At 60.4% G+C, this 20,331-nt stretch carries 24 protein-coding genes; 16 read left to right on the plus strand and 8 right to left on the minus strand.

What is annotated here, in order from left to right; all coding sequences use genetic code 11:
* Window positions 1-64: 64 nt before the first annotated feature.
* The gene (locus D3878_RS11695; RefSeq protein WP_199688150.1) at window positions 65-919 is read right to left on the minus strand and encodes a DMT family transporter; all 855 of its coding nucleotides are present in this window, start codon (window positions 917-919) and stop codon (window positions 65-67) included.
* A 222-nt stretch (window positions 920-1,141) separates the two neighbouring features.
* Here D3878_RS11695 and D3878_RS11700 point away from each other — a divergent pair, with 222 nt between their 5' ends.
* The 7 genes from D3878_RS11700 (at window position 1,142) to bfr (ending at window position 4,931) form a co-directional block, all read left to right on the plus strand.
* Window positions 1,142-1,627: an Lrp/AsnC family transcriptional regulator gene (locus D3878_RS11700; protein WP_119785618.1), complete on the plus strand. Its 486-nt coding sequence runs from the start codon at window positions 1,142-1,144 to the stop codon at window positions 1,625-1,627.
* Window positions 1,628-1,921: 294 nt separating this feature from the next.
* A complete protein-coding gene (gene hemP / locus D3878_RS11705) occupies window positions 1,922-2,116 on the plus strand; it encodes a hemin uptake protein HemP (RefSeq protein WP_119785619.1) in 195 nt (64 codons plus the stop codon).
* 36 nt (window positions 2,117-2,152) lie between these two features.
* Window positions 2,153-2,359 (plus strand): (2Fe-2S)-binding protein, encoded by a 207-nt coding sequence (locus tag D3878_RS11710; protein ID WP_119785620.1) that lies wholly within the window; start codon window positions 2,153-2,155, stop codon window positions 2,357-2,359.
* 26 nt (window positions 2,360-2,385) lie between these two features.
* Window positions 2,386-3,183, plus strand: coding sequence for an energy transducer TonB (locus tag D3878_RS11715; RefSeq protein ID WP_119787853.1), 798 nt, complete (start codon window positions 2,386-2,388; stop codon window positions 3,181-3,183).
* 12 nt (window positions 3,184-3,195) lie between these two features.
* Complete coding sequence (locus tag D3878_RS11720) at window positions 3,196-3,921, plus strand: MotA/TolQ/ExbB proton channel family protein (RefSeq protein WP_119785621.1); 726 nt, start codon at window positions 3,196-3,198, stop codon at window positions 3,919-3,921.
* Window positions 3,921-4,340, plus strand: coding sequence for an ExbD/TolR family protein (locus D3878_RS11725; RefSeq protein ID WP_119785622.1), 420 nt, complete (start codon window positions 3,921-3,923; stop codon window positions 4,338-4,340). Before D3878_RS11720 ends, D3878_RS11725 begins: the two co-directional genes overlap by 1 nt.
* Before the next feature lie 120 nt (window positions 4,341-4,460).
* Entirely contained in the window at window positions 4,461-4,931 is a 471-nt protein-coding gene (bfr, locus tag D3878_RS11730) for a bacterioferritin (RefSeq protein WP_119785623.1), read from the plus strand.
* Window position 4,932: 1 nt separating this feature from the next.
* On the opposite strand, the gene D3878_RS11735 is transcribed toward bfr, so the two are convergent.
* The gene (locus D3878_RS11735) at window positions 4,933-5,541 is read right to left on the minus strand and encodes a glutathione S-transferase N-terminal domain-containing protein (protein ID WP_119785624.1); all 609 of its coding nucleotides are present in this window, start codon (window positions 5,539-5,541) and stop codon (window positions 4,933-4,935) included.
* A 168-nt stretch (window positions 5,542-5,709) separates the two neighbouring features.
* Between D3878_RS11735 and purB the strand changes: the two genes are divergently transcribed.
* From purB to D3878_RS11760, 5 genes are all read left to right on the plus strand, one after another.
* A complete protein-coding gene (purB, locus tag D3878_RS11740) occupies window positions 5,710-7,137 on the plus strand; it encodes an adenylosuccinate lyase (protein WP_119785625.1) in 1,428 nt (475 codons plus the stop codon).
* 119 nt (window positions 7,138-7,256) lie between these two features.
* Window positions 7,257-7,781: a cytochrome b gene (locus D3878_RS11745; protein ID WP_119785626.1), complete on the plus strand. Its 525-nt coding sequence runs from the start codon at window positions 7,257-7,259 to the stop codon at window positions 7,779-7,781.
* A 47-nt stretch (window positions 7,782-7,828) separates the two neighbouring features.
* Complete coding sequence (locus tag D3878_RS11750) at window positions 7,829-8,392, plus strand: YceI family protein (protein ID WP_119785627.1); 564 nt, start codon at window positions 7,829-7,831, stop codon at window positions 8,390-8,392.
* 81 nt (window positions 8,393-8,473) lie between these two features.
* The gene (locus tag D3878_RS11755; RefSeq protein ID WP_119785628.1) at window positions 8,474-9,049 is read left to right on the plus strand and encodes a YceI family protein; all 576 of its coding nucleotides are present in this window, start codon (window positions 8,474-8,476) and stop codon (window positions 9,047-9,049) included.
* A gap of 70 nt (window positions 9,050-9,119) precedes the next feature.
* Window positions 9,120-9,566 carry a MarR family winged helix-turn-helix transcriptional regulator gene (locus tag D3878_RS11760; protein ID WP_119785629.1) on the plus strand — a complete coding sequence of 149 codons (447 nt, stop codon included), beginning with the start codon at window positions 9,120-9,122 and terminating at the stop codon, window positions 9,564-9,566.
* 72 nt (window positions 9,567-9,638) lie between these two features.
* On the opposite strand, the gene secF is transcribed toward D3878_RS11760, so the two are convergent.
* The 5 genes from secF to queA form a co-directional block, all read right to left on the minus strand.
* On the minus strand, window positions 9,639-10,583 hold the full coding sequence (gene secF / locus D3878_RS11765; protein WP_119785630.1) for a protein translocase subunit SecF: 945 nt from the start codon (window positions 10,581-10,583) through the stop codon (window positions 9,639-9,641).
* Window positions 10,584-10,652: 69 nt separating this feature from the next.
* The gene (secD, locus tag D3878_RS11770; protein WP_119785631.1) at window positions 10,653-12,512 is read right to left on the minus strand and encodes a protein translocase subunit SecD; all 1,860 of its coding nucleotides are present in this window, start codon (window positions 12,510-12,512) and stop codon (window positions 10,653-10,655) included.
* A 69-nt stretch (window positions 12,513-12,581) separates the two neighbouring features.
* Window positions 12,582-12,848 (minus strand): preprotein translocase subunit YajC, encoded by a 267-nt coding sequence (gene yajC / locus D3878_RS11775; protein ID WP_233556480.1) that lies wholly within the window; start codon window positions 12,846-12,848, stop codon window positions 12,582-12,584.
* Window positions 12,849-12,993: 145 nt separating this feature from the next.
* Complete coding sequence (gene tgt / locus D3878_RS11780; protein ID WP_119785633.1) at window positions 12,994-14,121, minus strand: tRNA guanosine(34) transglycosylase Tgt; 1,128 nt, start codon at window positions 14,119-14,121, stop codon at window positions 12,994-12,996.
* A gap of 12 nt (window positions 14,122-14,133) precedes the next feature.
* On the minus strand, window positions 14,134-15,150 hold the full coding sequence (gene queA, locus D3878_RS11785; protein WP_119785634.1) for a tRNA preQ1(34) S-adenosylmethionine ribosyltransferase-isomerase QueA: 1,017 nt from the start codon (window positions 15,148-15,150) through the stop codon (window positions 14,134-14,136).
* Between the two features lie 144 nt (window positions 15,151-15,294).
* Here queA and recG point away from each other — a divergent pair, with 144 nt between their 5' ends.
* The 4 genes from recG to D3878_RS11805 all read left to right on the plus strand — a co-directional run bounded on the left by recG (window position 15,295) and on the right by D3878_RS11805 (window position 19,740).
* On the plus strand, window positions 15,295-17,433 hold the full coding sequence (gene recG, locus D3878_RS11790; protein ID WP_119785635.1) for an ATP-dependent DNA helicase RecG: 2,139 nt from the start codon (window positions 15,295-15,297) through the stop codon (window positions 17,431-17,433).
* A 78-nt stretch (window positions 17,434-17,511) separates the two neighbouring features.
* Window positions 17,512-18,459 carry a hydrogen peroxide-inducible genes activator gene (locus D3878_RS11795; RefSeq protein ID WP_119785636.1) on the plus strand — a complete coding sequence of 316 codons (948 nt, stop codon included), beginning with the start codon at window positions 17,512-17,514 and terminating at the stop codon, window positions 18,457-18,459.
* An 8-nt stretch (window positions 18,460-18,467) separates the two neighbouring features.
* Window positions 18,468-19,355, plus strand: a complete 888-nt coding sequence (gene ubiA / locus D3878_RS11800; protein ID WP_119785637.1) for a 4-hydroxybenzoate octaprenyltransferase — start codon at window positions 18,468-18,470, stop codon at window positions 19,353-19,355.
* A gap of 67 nt (window positions 19,356-19,422) precedes the next feature.
* Window positions 19,423-19,740: an ElaB/YgaM/YqjD family protein gene (locus tag D3878_RS11805; RefSeq protein WP_119785638.1), complete on the plus strand. Its 318-nt coding sequence runs from the start codon at window positions 19,423-19,425 to the stop codon at window positions 19,738-19,740.
* Here the strand turns inward: D3878_RS11805 and D3878_RS11810 are convergent.
* On the minus strand, window positions 19,737-20,126 hold the full coding sequence (locus tag D3878_RS11810; protein ID WP_119785639.1) for a hypothetical protein: 390 nt from the start codon (window positions 20,124-20,126) through the stop codon (window positions 19,737-19,739). The two genes, D3878_RS11805 and D3878_RS11810, sit on opposite strands and share 4 nt — an antisense overlap.
* Between the last annotated feature and the right edge of the window lie 205 nt (window positions 20,127-20,331).

Raw genomic sequence — 20,331 nt, forward strand, 5'->3', positions numbered from 1 at the left:
CATTTGTTGTATGCGCCGCGCAATGTGCGCGCAGCATACGTCCATTTAGCGGAGTGAACTGGTATCAAGTGCTTCGTCGCGTAGTCGCTGCGGCAGCCAGCGCCATGCCGACGAGGATGAGGCACAAGCCCGCGGCAAAAAGCGGAGACAACCGGTTACCCAGGAGCAGTATCGAAGCCAGGATGCCGACCAGTGGCACGCCCAGCGTGAAGGTGGACATAGCAAAGCTGCTGATGCGGCGGCCGTGCTCGGCAGAAATCACGAAGCAGGCCGAAGTCGCCACTGGACCGATAAAGAACAGCAGTTCCAGGAGCCGCAGATCAAACGGGATCGCGGCTGGAGAACCCTCCAGTGCCAATGCAAAACCAGCGAGCGGCACAGTGGCAATCAGCATCTGCCAGGGCGCAAGCGACAACGGTGATGCTGTCCACCGATGGCGCTTGATATGCAGGATCACTACCGACCAACTGATGGCGCCGATCACCAGGAAGACCGCCCCCATGGCTGCACCCGGTGCAGCCCAGTCCATCTCCCAAGGCGAGCAAATCAGGCCAATACCCGTCAAGCCCACAGCCAGAGCAAGGAGCTGCCATCGAGTAGGAGCATTGCGAAACAGTAACCACCCAGCAATCACACCCCACAACGGCGTAGTGTATGCCAGAAGCACCGCGCGGCTCGTGTCCACGTGCGTCATGGCGATCATGCCCAGGCCCGTGAACACCATCATCTGCAGCAGTCCCATGCTGGCGACGATGGGCCAGTCTGCCCGAGGCGGGAATGCCAGTGAGCCGCGGACCGCGAGAAAGGCGAACAAGCACAATGCGGCGCTGCCAAATCGGATGGCAGCCAGCCACAGGGGCGGCACGGAATCCAGCGCAAGTTTGGTTGCGGGCCAGCTAAGTCCCCAAAGCAACACCATAACCCCGAGCCAAGCCAAAGTGCCGCTCCCGGCGAGCGGCGATGAGTCAGCCCGAGACGGGCTAAATGACGTTTTTGATATGTTCATGAGACGGACGCGAAATTGTCTATTTGCAGAACATATTACGCATATTCAGCAGAAATTAATTACCTATATAACCTTCAACAAGTCATAATTGGGTTAAATTTACCTAGTTTTTTCCATAATAAGGAGAAAGTATTCTTGAGCCATGTGATCTTGGATGAAGCCAGCCTCCGCATCCTGGATGAGCTGCAGCAGAATGCGGAATTGAGCAACGCCGAGTTGGCGGAACGGATAGGCCTGTCAGCGTCGCCTTGCTGGCGTCGCGTGGTGGATTTGAAGCAAAGTGGCGTTCTCCGGGGCTCGGTTTCCCTGGTCGATCCGCTGAAGCTTGGGCTTGCGGTCAACGTCTTCGTCCATGTCACGCTCAAGCAGCAAGACAAGGACTCCCTTGAAGTTTTCACGCGCGCCATCGCCATGCGGCCGGAAGTCATGGAGTGCTATCTCATGAGCGGAGAGGCAGACTTCATGCTGCGCGTGGTGATCGAAGACCTGATCAAATATCAGACCCTGCTGCTGGAGTGCTTGACGCAGATACCAGGAGTCGCAAGCATCAGAAGTAGTTTTGCCCTCAGTCAGGTCAAATACACCACGGCGCTACCTACCGGACATTTGCGCAAAGGGTGATGCGGCCATCTCAAGGCTGTTGACGCTCAAGCAATGGGTGAAGCGCGGTATGGTGCTGTTCCGCTTGCTACAGACGTCCCCTAAAATAAAAGAGGCCACCTCTTGGTAGCCTCTTTTAGGAAATTTAATTTTCCTGGGAAAAATCTAGCTTTCTATCGAATCCAATCCTACAGCCATATCGGCAAAAAGCAGGGCAGATCCATACGCCATCGCATTGAATGAAGTACTTGCATAATTCCACCAACTACCCCATAATCTAAATACGAATTGTTCTCATTCATAGTTAGATTGCAAATGAACAGCGCCTCAAACTCCGGCAAACAGCCACCGTCACCGCCTTCGGCAATTGTCCCAGTAGGGTCGGGTGCGGTCGTCCGGCTCATGTCGCAGGATTTGTTCGAGCTGGCGCGCGAAGTCGAAATCGACCACGGCGGCCGGATCTACAAGCTGCGGGTAACGCAGCAAAACAAGCTGATTCTGACTGCGTGAGTACGCATTTCCCTATTTGACTTATCGGGTAACGTAATGATTGTTTGTGTTTGCAATAATGTCTCCGATCGAAAAATCCGCCAGGCGGCTGACGAAGGCATGACCACGTTGGCGGATTTGCGCAAGCACCTGGACGTTGGCACCTGCTGCGGCAAATGCCATTCGTGCGCCAAGCAAGTGCTGCGCGAATGCCGGGAAACCAAGCCGTCGATGCTGTTCCCCATGCAGGCCATGGCGGCCTAATCAGGCGGATGGCGCTTTCCGGTATCATGACATCCCTTGCATCATCAGAAAGCCTTGCCGATGAGCGCCCGTCCATCCATCCATTTTCCATGCTTGCCAGCCAGCCTCCCGACGCCCCGACGCCCGCCAACGGACCCAGCCGACAAGGACATCTCCTGAAGCAAGCGGGCCCGCTCGGACTGGTGATTCTGCTGCACATCGGTTTTTTCTATGTCATGCAAAGCGGCTTGATGCAACAGCCGGCACCACCGGAACCCAAGGAAATCGTCGCCATATTGATCGCCGCGCAGCCGGCGCCGGCGCCCAAACCCGCAGCGCCGCAGCCGCCCCTGCCGCAGCCCGTCCCGAAGCCGGCGAAACCGGTGAAACCGGTCGTCACCCCCAAACCGCCGCAGCAACCCGCGCCCAAAGCGATCACCACGCAAGCCGAGCCGGCGCCGGCGCCGGCCCCCGCCGAACCGGCAGCCGCGACCGCACCGGCCAACAGCGCACCGGCAACAGCCACCCCCGGCCCGGTCGTACCCGCGGCACCAGTTCAGCCCCGCACCGTCACCAGCGGCGTCGAATACCTGCAGCCGCCGCGCCCGGAATACCCGGCGCTGTCGCGCCGCATGGGCGAGGAAGGCACGGTGATGCTGCGCATCCTGATCACAGAACGCGGCCGCGCCGAACGCGCCGACATCCACAAGTCCTCGGGCGTGCCGCGCCTGGACGAAGCTGCGCGCCAGGCGGCCTTGCGCGCCGTCTTCAAACCCTATACGGAAAATGGCAGGCCAGTCCCGGTCTATGCGATTTTGCCGATCAGCTTTCAACTGGATAACTGAGGAAACAACATCATGCAAGCAAGTCCGTACGGATTGGATAACCTGTGGCAGCAAGGCGATCTTGTCACCAAGAGCGTCGCTGTCCTGCTGATCGCCATGTCGATCGCCTCCTGGTACGTGATCGTCACCAAGGCGCTGCAACTGTTGCAGTACCGGCGCGCGGCCAAGGCCGCTGGCCACCAGTTCTGGGATGCCACCACCTTGCAAGAAGGCTTGGCTACGCTCGGCAGCAACAATCCATTTGCCGTGCTGGCGAGCGCCGGCGTCGGCGCCATGCAGCACCACAGCGCGCACCAGGGGCATTTGCACGACGAATTGTCGGTGAGCGACTGGATCACCCTGTCGCTGCGCCAGGCCATCGATGAAGTAACTTCCAAGCTGCAGACCGGCATGGCGGTGCTCGCGTCAGTCGCCTCGAGTGCGCCTTTCGTCGGCCTGTTCGGCACCGTCTGGGGCATTTACCACGCCCTGGTATCGATCGGCTCCTCCGGCCAGGCCAGCATCGACCAGGTGGCCGGCCCGGTCGGCGAAGCGTTGATCATGACCGCGCTTGGCCTGGCAGTGGCGATTCCGGCATCCTTCGGCTATAACGCCCTGGTCCGCGGCAACAAGAATGTCACCGCGCGCCTGCACAAGTTCGGCTTTGACCTGCATGCCCTGTTCGTCACCGGCGCCCGCAGCGGCACAGGCAAGGATGGCGCAGGCAGCGGCAAGCTAGCAGTCGTGGGAGCCTCCTGATGTCGATGGGTTCTTTTTCCGACAGCAATGACGATGATTTCAACCCCGAGATCAACACGACGCCGCTGGTCGACGTGATGTTGGTGTTGCTGATCATCTTCATCATCACCATCCCCGTCATCAACCATACTGTCAAGGTCGATCTGCCACAGGCGGTCAATCAACCGAATGAAACCAAGCCGGACAACATCAACCTGGCGATCGATGCGCAAGGCAAGGTGTTCTGGAATGCGGACCAGATTGACATGGAGCAGCTGAAGCTGCGCATCGCCGAAGCGGCAAAACATGCGCCGCAACCGGAACTGCACTTGCGTGCCGAACGCACCACCCAATATGAAACGGTGGCACAAGTCATGGCGGCGGCCCAGTCCGGCGGTTTGACCAAGATCGGTTTCATCACCGATCCGAACGCGAAATAATACTCATTTACGGCAGGAGGGCGCCGCAATCGCCCTCTCAAATGCCGCAACAAGTCGCTGCCGGTTTGCGTTATCATCCTGTTATTCTCAAACCGATTTCTCACCCGTGCCGAGGCGACCATGAAAGGCAATGCCAACATCATCAAGCTGCTGAATGCGCAGCTGACCAATGAATTGACTGCGATCAACCAGTATTTCCTGCATGCCCGCATGTACAAGCACTGGGGCCTGCAAAAGCTCGGCAAGAAGGAATACGACGAATCGATCGGCGAGATGAAGCATGCCGACAATCTGATCAATCGCATCCTGATGCTGGAAGGCTTGCCAAACCTGCAGGCGCTGAACAAGTTGATGGTCGGCGAATCGACACCGGAAATGCTCGATTGCGACCTGAAGCTGGAACAGGCGGCGCACGCCACGGTCAAGGATGGCATCAAGGCTTGCGAAGCCGCCGGCGATTACGTCTCGCGCCAGATTTTCCAGGCGATCCTGGACGATACCGAAGAACACATCGAGTGGCTGGAAACGCAGATCGAGTTGATCAACAAAATCGGCTTGCAAAACTACCTGCAGTCGCAAATGGAAGACTGAGTTACTGCGGCACCGTATCCTTGAATGACGGCCGTTCCGACAGCTTGTCGAAATGGCGGGCAAGATTGGGATAATCCTCGCCCCATTTGATTTCGGGGAAACGGAAATTCAGCCAGCCGAGCGTGCAGCCGACCGCCACATCGGCCAGCGTATGATAGTTGCCGGCACAAAAAGGCTTATCGCCCAGGCCGACCGACATCGCATTCAGCCCGGCATTCACCTTGCCCAGTTGCCGCGCGATCCAGGATGCGCTTTGCTGCGCTTCGGGACGCTGGGTGCGTTCCAGGCGCGCCAGCACCCCGGCATCGAGCACGCCATCGGCCAGCGCTTCCCAGCATTTGACTTCGGCACGTTCGCGTCCCTGCCCGGGGATGAGCTTGCCCACCGGCGTCAAGGTATCCAGGTATTCGACGATTACGCGCGAATCGAACATGGCGCCGCCGTCTTCCATCACCAGGCAGGGAACCTTGCCGAGCGGGTTGGCCTCATGGATGGTGGTGTCCTCGCTCCAGACGTTTTCAAGGATGAACTGGTAGTCAAGCTTTTTTTCCGCCATGACCACGCGCACTTTGCGCACATACGGGCTGGCGAGGGAACCGATCAATTTCATGGCGATTGCAGGGGGGAAATTCGGGTGCCGATTATACCACCGGCTGCCACTGGCACCCTATCAGCAGGGCGCGGGCCGGTACCCGCCAGCGCCCATGGCACGGCGGATTGGCGTTGCCCGCGAATGGTAAAATGGCGGATTATTCTTCTTCATTTCACCAATCCTGCCATGTCACTCTCCGCGCTTTCCGCCCTCTCCCCGCTCGATGGCCGCTACGCCGCCAAAACCGACAAATTGCGCCCGATCCTGTCCGAAGCAGGCTTCATGCACCATCGCGTCAAGGTCGAAATTGCATGGCTGCAGGCGCTGTCGGCCGCCGGATTTGCCGAGATCAAGCCGTTTTCGGCTGCCGCCAGCGCCCTGCTCGACAAGCTGGCCGCCGATTTCACCGAAGCCGATGCCGCCCGCATCAAGGCAATCGAAGCGGTAACCAACCATGACGTCAAAGCGGTCGAGTACTGGCTGAAGGAATCCATCGGCCTGCCGCTGCCATCGAGCTATGCCCATCTGCCGGCGCGCACGCTGAACATCGATGCATCCATCACGGAAGAACTGCAAGGCGCGGCCGAGTTCATCCACTTCGCCTGCACCTCGGAAGACATCAACAACACTTCCCACGGCATGATGCTGAAAGCTGCCCGCGACACCGTCATGCTGCCGGCGCTGCAAGAACTCGTCGCCAAGCTGACGGAAATCGCCCACGCCAACGCCGCGCTGCCGATGCTCTCGCGCACCCATGGCCAGCCGGCCAGCCCGACCACGCTCGGCAAGGAAATCGCCAACGTGGTGGCGCGCCTGCAGCGCGCCGCCAAACGCATCGCCGCCGTTGACGTCCTCGGCAAGATGAATGGCGCAGTCGGCAACTACAACGCGCACCTGTCGGCCTATCCGGATTACGACTGGCAAGCCTTTTCCAGGAACGTCATCGAACAGCGCCTGGGACTCGTCTTCAATCCCTACACCATCCAGATCGAGCCGCACGATTACATGGCCGAGCTGTTCGACGCCGTAGCGCGCGCCAATACCATCCTGCTCGACCTGAACCGCGATATCTGGAACTACATCTCGCTGGGCTACTTCAAGCAGCGCACCAAGGCCGGCGAGATCGGCTCCTCCACCATGCCGCACAAGGTCAACCCAATCGACTTCGAGAATTCCGAAGGCAACCTCGGCATGGCCAACGCCGTGCTCAAGCACCTGGCGGAAAAATTGCCGGTGTCGCGCATGCAGCGCGACCTCACCGACTCCACCGTGCTGCGCAATATTGGCGTCGGTTTCGGCTATACACTGCTGGCCTACGACAGCTGCCTGCGCGGCCTGAACAAGCTGGAAGTCAACCCGGCGCGCCTGGCTGACGACCTCGAGGCCACCTGGGAAGTGCTGGCCGAACCGGTGCAAACCGTGATGCGCCGCTACGGCATCGAAAACCCCTACGAGCAACTGAAGGAACTCACGCGCGGCAAGGGCATCTCGAAAGAAGCCCTGCGCGAATTCGTCTCCGGTCTGGCAATCCCGCAAGATGCGAAAGACTTGTTGCTGGCAATGACGCCCGCCAATTACATCGGTATCGCCGCAGAATTGGCGCACAAGATCTAAGGGCACGTCCGCCGCAAGCGTGCTTGCCGCCATTTTTTGACGGCAAGCACGCTTGCGATTTTTTTGCTATATTAGTCCTAATGCGAACTAATTAAAACTGAACAAATTTCTAAAAAGACATGGAAAAATATACCAAGACCCCCATGGCCCTGCACTGGCTGATCGCCCTGCTGATCATTGCCGCGTTCGCACTGGGCGTGACCATGGTCGACATCCCGGGCCTGACGCCGACCAAGCTGAAATATTTTTCCTGGCACAAGTGGCTCGGCGTTACCGTGCTGGCGCTGGCTGCCATGCGCCTGCTGTGGCGCCTGACACACGCAGCGCCCGCGCTGCCGATGAGCATGCCATCCTGGCAAGTCAAGATTTCTTCCCTGCTGCATGGCTTGCTGTACGTACTGATGTTTGCTATTCCCGTATCCGGCTATTTTTACAGCCTGGCCGCCGGCGTGCCGGTGACTTATCTCGGTGTGTTGCCGCTGCCGGTGCTGATCGAACCCAATCCTGAATTGAAGGTCGTGCTCAAGGCAGTGCATTACTGGCTGAACATGAGCTTGCTGGCTGCCGTGGCCGTGCATATGGCCGCAGCACTGAAGCACCAGTTCATCGACCGCGACGGCGTGCTCAAGCGCATGCTGCCCTGAGTCTTCCCTATCGATTTCCCGAGCACTTTCCGAAAAGGACTAGCAACATGACACCACGCAAACTGATCCGTACCGGCAGCACCGCCCTCCTGTGCCTGGCGCTGTCCGGCCTGGCCTACGCCGCACTTAATGTCGACGCCGCCAAGAGCAGCGTGTCTGCCGTCTCCAAGCAAATGGGCGTGCCGGTCGACGGCAAGTTCAAGAAATTCACTGCACAGATCGACTACAACGCCGCCAAGCCGGAAGCTTCGAAGGCCAATGTCGATATCGACATCGCCAGCTTCGACCTCGGCAGCGCCGAATTCAATGGCGAAGTGATGAAGAAGGAGTGGTTCAACGCCGCCCAGCATCCCAAAGCCAGCTTTGCCTCGACCAGTATCAAACCGGCCGCCGGCGGCAAGCTCGACGTCGCCGGCAAGCTCACGATCAAGGGCAAGACTGCCGACGTGGTCTTTCCATTGACGGTGAAGAAAGAAGGCGCCAACCAGATTTTCGAAGGCGCCGTGCCGATCAAGCGGCTGACCTACAACATCGGCGAAGGCGAATGGAAAGACACCAGCATGGTCGCCGACGAAGTCGTCATCAAATTCCGCGTCGTTACGGCGCAATAAGAAGGCCAGGGAGAAAAATCTCCCTGCCATCGTTCATCACCCCTGTTTTATTTTCTCTATCACTCTGACAAGGATTCAAGCATGAAACTCAAGCACATCGCAGCAGCAGCACTGGCCTTCGCCGCGGTTTCGGCATTTGCCGCCCCGACCGCCTACAACATCGAGCCGAACCACACTTTCCCGAGCTTCGAAGCCGACCACATGGGCATCTCGCTCTGGCGCGGCAAGTTCAACAAATCTTCCGGCACCATCGTTCTCGACACTGCCGCCAAGACCGGCTCCCTCGACATCACCATCGACGCCGCCTCGCTGGACTTCGGCCATGACAAGATGAACGAACATGCCAAGAGCAAGGATATGTTCAACGTCGAGAAATTCCCGACCGCCACCTACAAGAGCAAGTCGATCAAGTTCAATGGCATCACCCCGGTGGCCGTTGAAGGCGAATTGACCCTGCTGGGCGTGACCAAGCCGGTGACCCTGGCAATCAACAAGTTCAAGTGCATCCAGCATCCGATGTTCAAGCGCGAAGCCTGCGGCGCTGACGCCAGCGGGACGTTCAACCGCGCCGACTTCGGTCTGGACTACGGCGTGAAGATGGGTTTCTCGCCAGAAGTGAAACTCGCCATCCAAGTCGAAGCCCTGAAGGCTGACTAAACTCGAAGCTGGCGCCACGCGCCAGCTTCATTTTCAGGGCGTCCGGCACACCGGGCGCCCTTTTATTCTTATGGCAGAACGTTTTTTCCGCAGCATCCGCCTGCTGGCGCAGTGCTACCAGACCTTCGAGCAGCTGTCGAATTTGGACTTGCGTCGCACCAAACTGACGCCATCACAATTCGACATCATTGCCACGCTCGGCAACACCGAAGGCATGACCTTCCGCGAACTCGGCGAGCACACCCTGATCACCAAGGGCACGCTGACCGGCGTGATCGACCGCCTCGAAGCCCAAGGGCTGGTCCGGCGCGTGGCGCAGACCGACGACCGCCGCTGCACCGTGGTACGGCTCACCGAGGCTGGCCAGCAAGAATTCGAACGCATTTTTCCAGGCCACGTGCAGCATTGCCGCCAGCCTTTCCTCGACTATTCGGAAGAGAATTTCGCCGCCCTGGAACGCGAACTGGGCCGGCTGAAAGCCAGCCTGGATGCCGCCATGGCGGGCAGCAAGAAATGACGCCATCCTGATTGGATGCCAATCAGTAAAAAAGCCGGCGCATGCGCCGGCTTTTTTCAACCTCACGACGCGTCAGACTACCGCGCCGTCGGTTTCATCCTTGGGCTTGACTGGCTTGATCAAGTCTTCGCGCTTGACGCCCAGCCACATGGCCACGGCGGCGGCGACGAACACCGAGGAATAGATGCCGAACAGGATGCCGATGGTCAAGGCGATGGAAAAGTAATGAATGGTCGGCCCGCCGAACAGCATCATCGACAACACCATCATCTGGGTCGAGCCGTGGGTGATGATGGTACGCGAAATCGTGCTGGTGATCGCGTGGTTCAGCACTTCCGGGGTTTCCAGCTTGCCGAAACGGCGATCGCGGAAAGTTTCGCGCACGCGGTCAAACACCACCACCGATTCGTTGACTGAATAACCGAGTACCGCCAGCACCGCCGCCAGCACGGTCAGCGAGAATTCCCACTGAAAGAAGGCGAAGAAGCCAAGAATGATGATGACATCGTGCAGGTTGGCGATGATGGCCGCCAGCGCGAACTTCCACTCGAAGCGGATGGCCAGGTAGATCACGATGCCGATGATCACCATGCCCAGCGCCATCAGTCCATCGTGCGCCAGTTCCTCGCCGACCTGCGGACCGACGAATTCGACGCGGCGCAATTCGACCGTGGCATCCTGCGCCTTCAGGCCTGTCATCACCTTCTCGCTTACCTGCGATGAGCTGACGCCTTTCTGCGCCGGCAGGCGCACGATTACGTCCTGCGCGGTGCCGAAACTTTGCACCTGGATATCGGCATAACCCTGCTGGTTGATGGTGGTGCGGATCACATCCAGGTTAGCCGGCTTCGGGTAGGCGATTTCCATCACGGTGCCGCCGGTGAACTCGATCGACAGGTGCAAGCCCTTGCTAACCAGGAAAAACACGGCAGCGACAAAGGTCAGCGCCGAAATCACGTTGAAAATCAACGCGTGGCGCATGAAGGGAATGTCTTTTTTGATGCGGAATAATTCCATTATTGACCCATCTTAGTCAGTTGGGGACAGAGTACCGCTTCGCTTAACTCTGTCCCACAATACGTTAATTTAAGCTTCCGGCTTCCAGATCTGTCCGATCGACAGGCTGGCCAGTTTCTTCTTGCGTCCATACCAGAGGTTGGTAATGCCGCGCATGACGAACACCGACGAGAAAATCGAGGTCAGGATACCCAGGCAGTGCACCACGGCAAAGCCGCGGATGGCGCCCGAACCGAAGATCAGCAGCGCCAGGCCGGCGATCATGGTGGTTACGTTCGAGTCCAGGATGGTCGCCCAGGCATGGTCGAAGCCGGCGGCAATCGCCGACTGCGGCGAGGCGCCACCGCGCAGCTCTTCGCGGATGCGCTCGTTGATCAGCACGTTGGCGTCGATCGCCATGCCCAGGGTGAAGGCGATTGCCGCCATGCCGGGCAAGGTCAGCGTCGCCTGCATCCACGACAGGATCGCGATCAGCAGCAGCAGGTTGATCGACAGCGCCAGTACGCTGAAAAAGCCGAACAGGTGGTAGTAGATCACCATGAAGACGGCGATGGCGACAAAGCCGTACAACACCGACTTGAAGCCTTTTTCGATATTGTCGGCGCCCAGTTGCGGGCCGATGGTGCGTTCCTCGATGATTTCCATCGGCGCGGCCAGCGAGCCTGCGCGCAGCAGCAGCGCCAGGTCGCTGGATTCCGTGGAGGAACCCGAACCGGTGATCTGGAAACGCGAGCCGAGCTCGTCGCGAATGGTCGCCACCGTCAGCACTTCGCCCTTGCCCTTCTCGAACAGCACGATCGCCATATCCTTGCCGATCTTGCCACGGGTAGCGTCGCGCATCTTGCGGCCGCCATCGCCGTTCAGGTCGATCGCTACAGCCGGCTGCTGGTTCTGGTCGAAAGTGGCGGAAGCATTGGAGATATAGTCGCCGGTAATGATCGGTTCCTTGTACAGCACCACCGGGGCGCCGCGGCCGACCTTGAACAGTTCGGAGCCGAACGGCACCGCCGCAGTTGCCTCGGTGCCGCGCGTGACCGACTCATCCACCAGGCGCACTTCCAGTGTGGCGGTGCGGCCGATGATGTCCTTGGCGCGCGAGACGTCTTGCACGCCCGGCAATTCGACCACGATGCGGTCGGCGCCCTGGCGCTGGATCACCGGTTCGGCCACACCCAGTTCATTGACACGCTTGGACAGGGTCGAAATGTTTTGTTTCAAGCCGTCTTCCATCGTGGCCTTGATGGCTTCCGGACGCAAGGCCACCTGCAGCCTGAAATCCTCGCCACTGGCAACGTCGGTCAACACGACGTCGGCGAATTCCTTGCTCAGCGCGTCGCGTGCCTGGGTACGGGTTTGCGCATCGCGGAAAGTGACGTCGATCACGTTGGCGTTGCGGGAAATGCCAGCGTGGCGCACGTTCTTGTCGCGCAGGATGCTGCGCACGCTGGCTTGCAGTCCCTGGACGCGCTTGTTCATCACCGCCTTGGTATCGACCTGCATCAGGAAATGCACGCCGCCGCGCAAGTCCAGGCCGAGGTACATCGGCATGGCGCGCAGGCTTTGCAACCATTGCGGCGTGTTCGGCAAGAGGTTGAAGGAGATCAGGAAAGCGGGGTCGCTCGGATCCGTATTCAATTCCTTTTCAAGGAACGCCTTGGCCTTGAACTGGGTATCAGTATCGGCGAAGCGCACCCGCACCGATCCTTGCGTGCCACTCTGGTCGAACACGACGCCGTCAGTGTTGATGGCCGCTTTTTGCAGCGCCTGTTGCACCTGCTCGGCAGTACTGCTGGTCAACTTCATGGTGGCCTTGCCGCTGCTGATCTGCACCGCGGGCGATTCACCAAAGAAGTTAGGCAGGGTATACAGCACGCCGAACAGCAGCGCGAAAACAATAATGATGTACTTCCAGAAGGGATAGCGATTCATGGTGCTCCAGCGTTCGTTCGGTAACAAAACGGCGTCGAACCGGCCCGCCGCGGCGGGCCCGTCGGGCGCTTACAGTTCCTTGACTGTGCCCTTCGGCAACAAGGTGGCGACTGCGCCTTTCTGCACCACGATTTCCGTACCGTTGGCCACTTCCAGTGTCACGTACGCCTCAGTGACCTTGGTGATCTTGCCCACCACGCCACCGGCGGCGATGACTTCATCGCCCTTGGCCAGCGCTGCCATCATGGTTTTCTGTTCTTTCTGACGCTTCATTTGCGGGCGGATCATCAGGAAATACAGCACAGCAAACATGATGATGATTGGCAAAAAGCTCATCAGGCTAGACTCCGGACCAGCGGCGGCGGCTTGTGCATATGCGTTGGAAATGAACACGTTAAACTCCAGTGATTAGGGTTGAATAAAATTGACCCGGCATTTTAGCATCCGAACATCGTTTTACCGGGGTGAATTGCCATATAGATCAGACGCCACGCGCCCGTTCCGCGGCAAAGCGGGCAACGAAGAGCGCGAATTCGCCAGCCTCGATCGCCGCGCGCATATCGCGCATCAATTGCAGGTAATAATAAAGATTGTGGATGGTATTCAGGCGCGCCCCGAGGATTTCGCCGGCACGATGCAAGTGATGCAGGTAGGCGCGCGAGAAATTGCGGCAGGCGTGGCAGCCGCAGGTTTCGTCCAGCGGCGCCATATCGTCCTTGTAGCGGGCGTTCTTGATCTTGATGTCGCCGAAACGGGTAAACAGCCAGCCATTGCGGGCGTTACGCGTCGGCATGACGCAATCGAACATGTCGATGCCGTTGGCCACCCCGGCCACCAGGTCTTCCGGCGTGCCCACCCCCATCAGGTAATGCGGCTTGTCGGCCGGCAGGCGCGGGCCGATATGGGCCAGGATGCGCAGCATGTCTTCCTTCGGCTCGCCCACCGACAAGCCGCCGATGGCCAGGCCGTGGAAACCGATCTCTTCGAGTCCCGCCAGCGATTCGTCGCGCAAATGCTCGAACATGCCGCCCTGGACGATGCCGAACAGCGCATTGGGGTTTTCGCCGCGGTCGAATTCATCGCGCGAGCGCTGCCCCCAGCGCAGCGACATGCGCATCGAATCGGCGGCTTCCTTCGCGGTGGCGGCGCGGCCATCGATTTCATAGGGCGTGCATTCGTCGAACTGCATGACGATGTCGGAATTGAGCGACTTCTGGATCTGCATCGACACTTCGGGCGACAAAAACAGCTTGTCGCCATTGATGGGCGAGGCGAACTTGACGCCTTCTTCGGTGATCTTGCGCATTTCACCCAGTGAAAACACCTGAAAACCGCCGGAATCGGTCAGGATCGACCGGTCCCAGCCCATGAAGTCATGCAAGCCGCCGAACTTGTCGAGCACCTCGGTGCCGGGGCGCAGCCACAGATGGAAGGTATTGCCGAGGATGATCTCGGCGCCGATCTCGTGCAATTCTTGTGGCGACATCGCCTTGACCGAACCATAGGTTCCGACCGGCATGAAAATCGGCGTTTCGACCGTGCCGTGATTCAGGGTCAGGCGGCCGCGGCGGGCCTTGCCATCGGTTTTGAGCAGTTGGTATTTCAGCATAAAAATCTTTTCTTAGACTCGACTCAACAGCATGGCATCGCCATAGCTGAAAAACCGGTATTTCTGCGCGATTGCATGCGCATAGGCGGCGCGAATGGCATCGTAGCCGGCAAACGCCGACACCAGCATCAGCAAGGTCGATTTGGGCAGATGGAAATTGGTCACCAGGCGCGTCACGGTCTTGAAAACATAGCCTGGCGTGATGAACAGGCGCGTATCGGCGCTACCGGCTTGCAGGCTGCCGGATTGCGAGGCCGATTCCAGCGCCCGCAGGCTGGTGGTGCCCACCGCCACCACGGCGCGCCCGGCGGCTTGCGCGGCGCGCACCGCATCGACGGTTTCCTGTGCAATCGTGTACCACTCGCTATGCATCTTGTGTTCGGCGAGATTTTCATGGCGCACCGGCTGGAAAGTGCCGGCGCCCACATGCAGCGTGACGAAGGCCGTTTGCACGCCCCTGGCGCGCAGGCGCGCCAGCAAAGCCTGGTCGAAATGCAGGCCAGCAGTGGGCGCGGCCACCGCACCCGGCGCTTTCGCATACACGGTCTGGTAGCGCTCCTCGTCGAAGTCGTCGGCGGCGTGCGCGATATACGGCGGCAGCGGCAGGCGGCCATGCGCCTCGACCAGCTCGAACACATCGGACGGGAAGCCGAGCGTAAAGAACTCGCCGGCGCGCTCGCCCACCGTCACATCAAAAGCGTCGGCCAGGCGAATCGTGCTGCCCGGCTGCGGCGACTTGGAGGCGCGCACCTGGGCGTGGACAGTGCGGTTGTCGAGGATGCGCTCGATCAACACCTCGACCTTGCCGCCGCTTTGCTTGACGCCAAAAAAGCGCGCCTTCAGCACGCGGGTATCGTTAAACACCAGCAAATCGCCCGGCGAGAGCAAATCGACAATGTCGGCGAAGTGCCAGTCCGCCAGGCGGCTGCCATCGACTTCCAGCAGGCGCGAAGCACTGCGCGAGGCCAGCGGGATTTGCGCGATCAGCTCGGGCGGGAGGTCGAAATCGAAATCGGAAAGTGAATACATACTACAAACAATGACGAGGAAGTGGGCCGCGTGGCAAAATATCATGGCCACCGTAGCGTGAAACGATAGCGGCAATCCGGATAAACCCGCGGATAAACCCGCTATTCTACGCTGCGCCGGCAACTTTATAGCCCGAACACCCAAATGCCCGCACCGAAGCCCCGCCCTGCCGTCAAATCCGCCGCCTCCGGCAAGCCAGCCGCCCGCCCCAACAAGGTGGCCGACAAGCTGGCCCGGCTCGGCCTGAAAACGGCGATCGACCTGGCATTGCACCTGCCGATGCGCTACGAGGACGAAACCCAAGTCGTGCCGATCGCCGCAGCCAGCTTCATGGGCGGCTCGCACGCCCAGGTCGAAGGCGTGGTGACTTCCTGCGACGTGCAATTCCGCCCGCGCCGGCAACTGGTGGTCACCATCGCCGACGACAGCGGGCCGCTGGTGATGCGCTTCCTGAATTTCTACGGCAGCCAGACCACGCAACTGGCCGAAGGCACGCGGGTGCGCGCGCGCGGCGAGGTGCGCCACGGCTTTTTCGGCGCCGAAATGGTGCACCCGGCCTACAAGGTCATCAATGAAGGCGCGCCCCTGCCAACCGCCCTGACCCCGGTCTATCCAGCCGGCGAAGGCTTGTCGCAAGTCCTGCTGCGCAAGGCGATCCACGACGCCCTGGCGCAACTCGACTGGCACGACACCCTGCCGGACGCCCTGTGCGCCGCGCTCGGCCTGATGCCCTTCGAGCAAGCCGTGCGCCTGTTGCACAACCCGCCGGCCGAGGTCGACGAACACGCGCTGGAAGAGCGTTCGCATCCCGCCTGGGTACGCATGAAATTCGACGAGCTGCTGGCGCAGCAGCTGTCGCTCAAGCGCGCCCAGCAGGCACGGCGCAACAAGGGCGCCGCGCCCTTGACGCGCACCGCCGAAATTTCGGCTGAACTGCTCGCAGCATTGCCCTTCCAGCTCACGCCGGCGCAGCAACGGGTGCTCACCGAAATCCGCGCCGACCTGCACCAGCCCTATCCCATGCAACGCCTGCTGCAGGGCGACGTCGGCAGCGGCAAGACCGTGGTGGCCGCACTGGCCGCCGCCCAGGCCATCGACAGCGGTTACCAGGCGGTATTGATGGCACCCACCGAAATCCTCGCCGAACAGCATTTCCACAAGATCGCCGCCTGGCTGGAACCGCTGGGCGTGCCGGTAGCTTGGCTGACCGGCAGCCTGAAAAAAAAGCAAAAGCAGGAAGCGCTGGCAAAAATCGAATCCGGCCATGCGCGCCTGGTGATCGGCACCCATGCGCTGATCCAGGAAGGCGTGCAATTCGAGCAGCTGGGCCTGGTGGTGGTGGACGAGCAGCACCGCTTCGGCGTCGGCCAGCGCCTGGCGCTGCGCAACAAGGGCCTGGCCGATGTTGCAGCCGATGTTGCACCCGCCGATAGCCCGGATGGCATGGGAGATATAGCCACCGTGCCGCATCAGTTGATGATGTCGGCCACGCCGATCCCGCGCACCCTGGCCATGACGTATTACGCCGACCTGGAAGTGTCGGTGATCGACCAGTTGCCGCCGGGGCGCACGCCCATCGTCACGCGCGTGGTCGACCAGAACCGCCGCGAGGAAGTCATCGCGCGCGTGCACGCGGCGGCGCAGGAAGGCCGCCAGGCGTACTGGGTCTGCCCGCTGATCGAGGAGTCCGAAGCGCTGCAACTGCAGACCGCGACAGACACCCACGCCGCATTGCAGGCGGCCCTGCCCGACCTGCGCGTGGGCCTGGTGCACGGCCGCCTGAAGCCCGCCGAAAAACAGATGGTGATGGAGGCCTTCATCCGTGGCGAAACGCATGTACTGGTCGCCACCACCGTGATCGAAGTCGGCGTCGATGTGCCAAATGCCTCGCTGATGGTGATCGAGCATGCCGAACGCTTCGGCCTGTCGCAATTGCACCAGTTGCGCGGCCGCGTCGGCCGTGGCGCCGCCGCCAGCGTCTGCCTGCTGCTGTACCAGAGCCCGCTCGGCCCTGTCGCCCGCCAGCGCCTGATGACCATGCGCGAAACCACCGACGGCTTCGAGATCGCCCGGCGCGACCTGGAAATCCGCGGCCCCGGCGAATTCCTCGGCGCGCGCCAGTCTGGCCAGGCGCTGCTGCGCTTCGCCGATCTGGAAACCGACCAGTGGCTGGTGGAAAAAGCGCGCGACACGGCGCACATGCTGCTGCAAAACGATCCCGCCACGGTGACCCGGCACCTGGCGCGCTGGCTGGGCGAAAAAGAGGAATTCCTGAAGGTTTAAACGACCCGCCGCGCCCCTTGACACAATGACAATCGCGATTCTGCGTTATCCTTGCAGCTACCAACGAGAACCAGCCAGATGACCTTAACCGAATTGAAGTACATCGTCGCCGTCTCGCGCCACAAGCATTTCGGCCACGCCGCCGAAGCCTGCTTCGTCGCCCAGCCGACCCTGTCGGTAGCGATCAAGAAGCTGGAAGACGAGCTCGGCGTGATCATCTTCGAGCGCGGCGGCAGCGAGATCTCGGTCACGCCGCTGGGCGCGCAAATCGTCGCGCAAGCCGAGCGCGTGCTGGAACAGACCGCCGCCATCAAGGAACTGGCCAGGCAGAACAAGGACCCGCTGTCCGGACAGTTTCGTCTCGGCGTGATCTACACCATCGCCCCCTACCTGTTGCCGCAGCTGGTCAAGTCCATGATCGAGCATGTGCCGCAAATGCCCTTGATCCTGCAGGAAAACTACACCACGCGCCTGATCGAACTGCTGCGCCAGGGCGAGCTCGACGCCGCCATCATGGCCTTGCCGCTGCCCAGTTCCGGTCTGCAGATGCAAGCCCTGTACGACGAGCCCTTCGTGGTGGCCATGCCGAAGAACCATCCCTGGGCGAGCCACGCCGCCATCCCCGCCGAAGACCTCAAGTCGGAAACCATGCTGCTGCTGGGTGCGGGCCACTGCTTCCGCGACCAGGTGCTGGAAGTGTGTCCGGAAATGTCGCGTTTTTCCACGGCAGGCGACGGCATTGCACGCACCTTTGAAGGTTCATCGCTGGAAACCATTCGCCACATGGTGGCCTCCGGCATCGGCCTGACCGTGCTGCCGGCCGCTTCGGTGCCGCCAACGCCGGACAAGGATGGCATGCTTCGCTACGTGCCCTTTGCCGATCCGATACCCTCGCGCCGGGTGGTCATCGCCTGGCGCAAGAGCTTCACCCGCCAGGCGGCGCTGGAAGCGGTGCGCCAGGGCATCCTTTCCTGCAAACTGCCGGGCGCAACCATGCTGCCCGACGCCGTCGTCACTGAAAGTTAAGAGCAAGAATGAGCACCGCCCCCCTGACTGAAAACCGCCTGCAACTCTATCTGCGCCTGGTGCGCCTGGACAAGCCGATCGGCGTCCTGCTGCTGCTATGGCCCACCCTGATCGCCCTGTGGCTGGCGGCTGACGGCCACCCGGACTGGCGCCTGGTAGTGATCTTCAGCATCGGCACCGCCCTCATGCGTTCGGCCGGCTGCGCCATCAACGACTATGCCGACCGCGATTTCGACCGCCACGTCAAGCGTACGGTCGATCGCCCCATTACCTCCGGCAAGATCAGCGGACACGAGGCGCTGGCCGTCGCCGCCGTCCTCGCGGTGGCGTCCTTCCTGCTGATCCTGCCCTTCCTGAACCTGTTGACGCTGCAACTGTCGGTAGTCGCCGTGGTGCTGGCCGCCACCTATCCATTCTTCAAGCGCTTCTTCCCCGTGCCGCAGGCCTATCTCGGCATTGCCTACGGCTTCGGCATTCCGATGGCCTATGCCGCCACGCAGGGCAGCGTGCCGGCAACCGCCTGGCTGCTGCTGGTCGCCAGCGTATTCTGGACGCTGGCCTATGACACCGAGTATGCGATGGTGGACCGCGACGACGACATCCGCATCGGCATCAAGACTTCCGCCCTCACCTTCGGCCGCTTTGATGTCGCCATCATCATGCTGTGCTATGTAGTGGCCTTGCTGACATTCCTGGCAGTGGGCTGGCAAGCCGGCCTGCGCGGCTGGTTCTTCGCCGGCTGGCTGGTCGCGGTCGGCTGCGCCATTTACCACTATCAACTGATCCGCGAGCGCGAGCGCATGCGCTGCTTTGCCGCCTTCCGTCACAACAACTGGCTGGGCGCGGCGCTGTTTGCCGGGGTCGCTCTGGATTACGCGCTGCCCTCCATGATTTGATACCGCGCAAGCCACGCCCGGACCCCGTGCTTACACTCAAAGCTCTACTTAGACGGGGGATACCGACATGGAATACGGTTCACAAACGACACAGCAGGGCGAGTCGCTGGCAAGCGATCTGAAGAACGCCGCCATGGATGCAGGCGAAGCGATCAAAAGCAGCGGACAACAACTGGGCGAACGTTACCAGGGTACCCGCGCCAGAGTCCAGGAATCCCTGGGCAAGGCAAAAAGCGGCTTGTCGGACATGGAAAAGAAAGTCAGCATCCGCACCCGCGATGCGGTGGGCTCCACCGATCAATTCGTCAAGGAACACCCATGGCAATCGGTGGGCATCGGCGCCGTTGCCGGGCTGGTGATCGGGTTTCTGATGATGCGGCGCTAGGCGCTTTTCTGCCGGCTTAGCGCTTCTGAAACAATTCTTGGTGAAAATCGGCGGAGGCTACCCCGCTGGCCAAAAAATCCTTGCGCAACGCCTGACCAAAGTCGGGCGGACCGCAAAACCAGATGCTTGCCGATTGCCATTGCGGCACGGCAGCACGAATTCGCCCGGCGTCGAGCCTGCCCAGCCATGACTCCGGCCATTTCGGCCGCACCGCCAGCAAGCATGTCCACGCTCATGACGCCAACCCCGAGGACACCGCTGTATTGCATGAACACGGCGCAGAATAAAAAATAAGTGAACGGCGCCGGCACCAGCGTATCGGCCAGCAGCCCCAAGCCGGTCAAAACCAGCAAGAAGGCCCACAGGCTTAGCTTGGTATTTTTCATGTAAAAATGTTTCGCTTTCAAGAATGCTAGCGGCTTTTTTATTACGACTCGTATTCCCAAAATGCCGTGCAATTAGATGACGCGCTGCAAATGCGATTGGAGGGCGTTAAAATACCTCCATGCAGGATGGAAAATCCCTGATATTCGCTTCAGGGTTCCCCCGCCACGCCAAACAACAGCCCATAAAAAAACGACCTTGCCGAAA

The organism is Noviherbaspirillum sedimenti, from assembly GCF_003590835.1.
Lineage (GTDB): Bacteria > Pseudomonadota > Gammaproteobacteria > Burkholderiales > Burkholderiaceae_D > Paucimonas > Paucimonas sedimenti.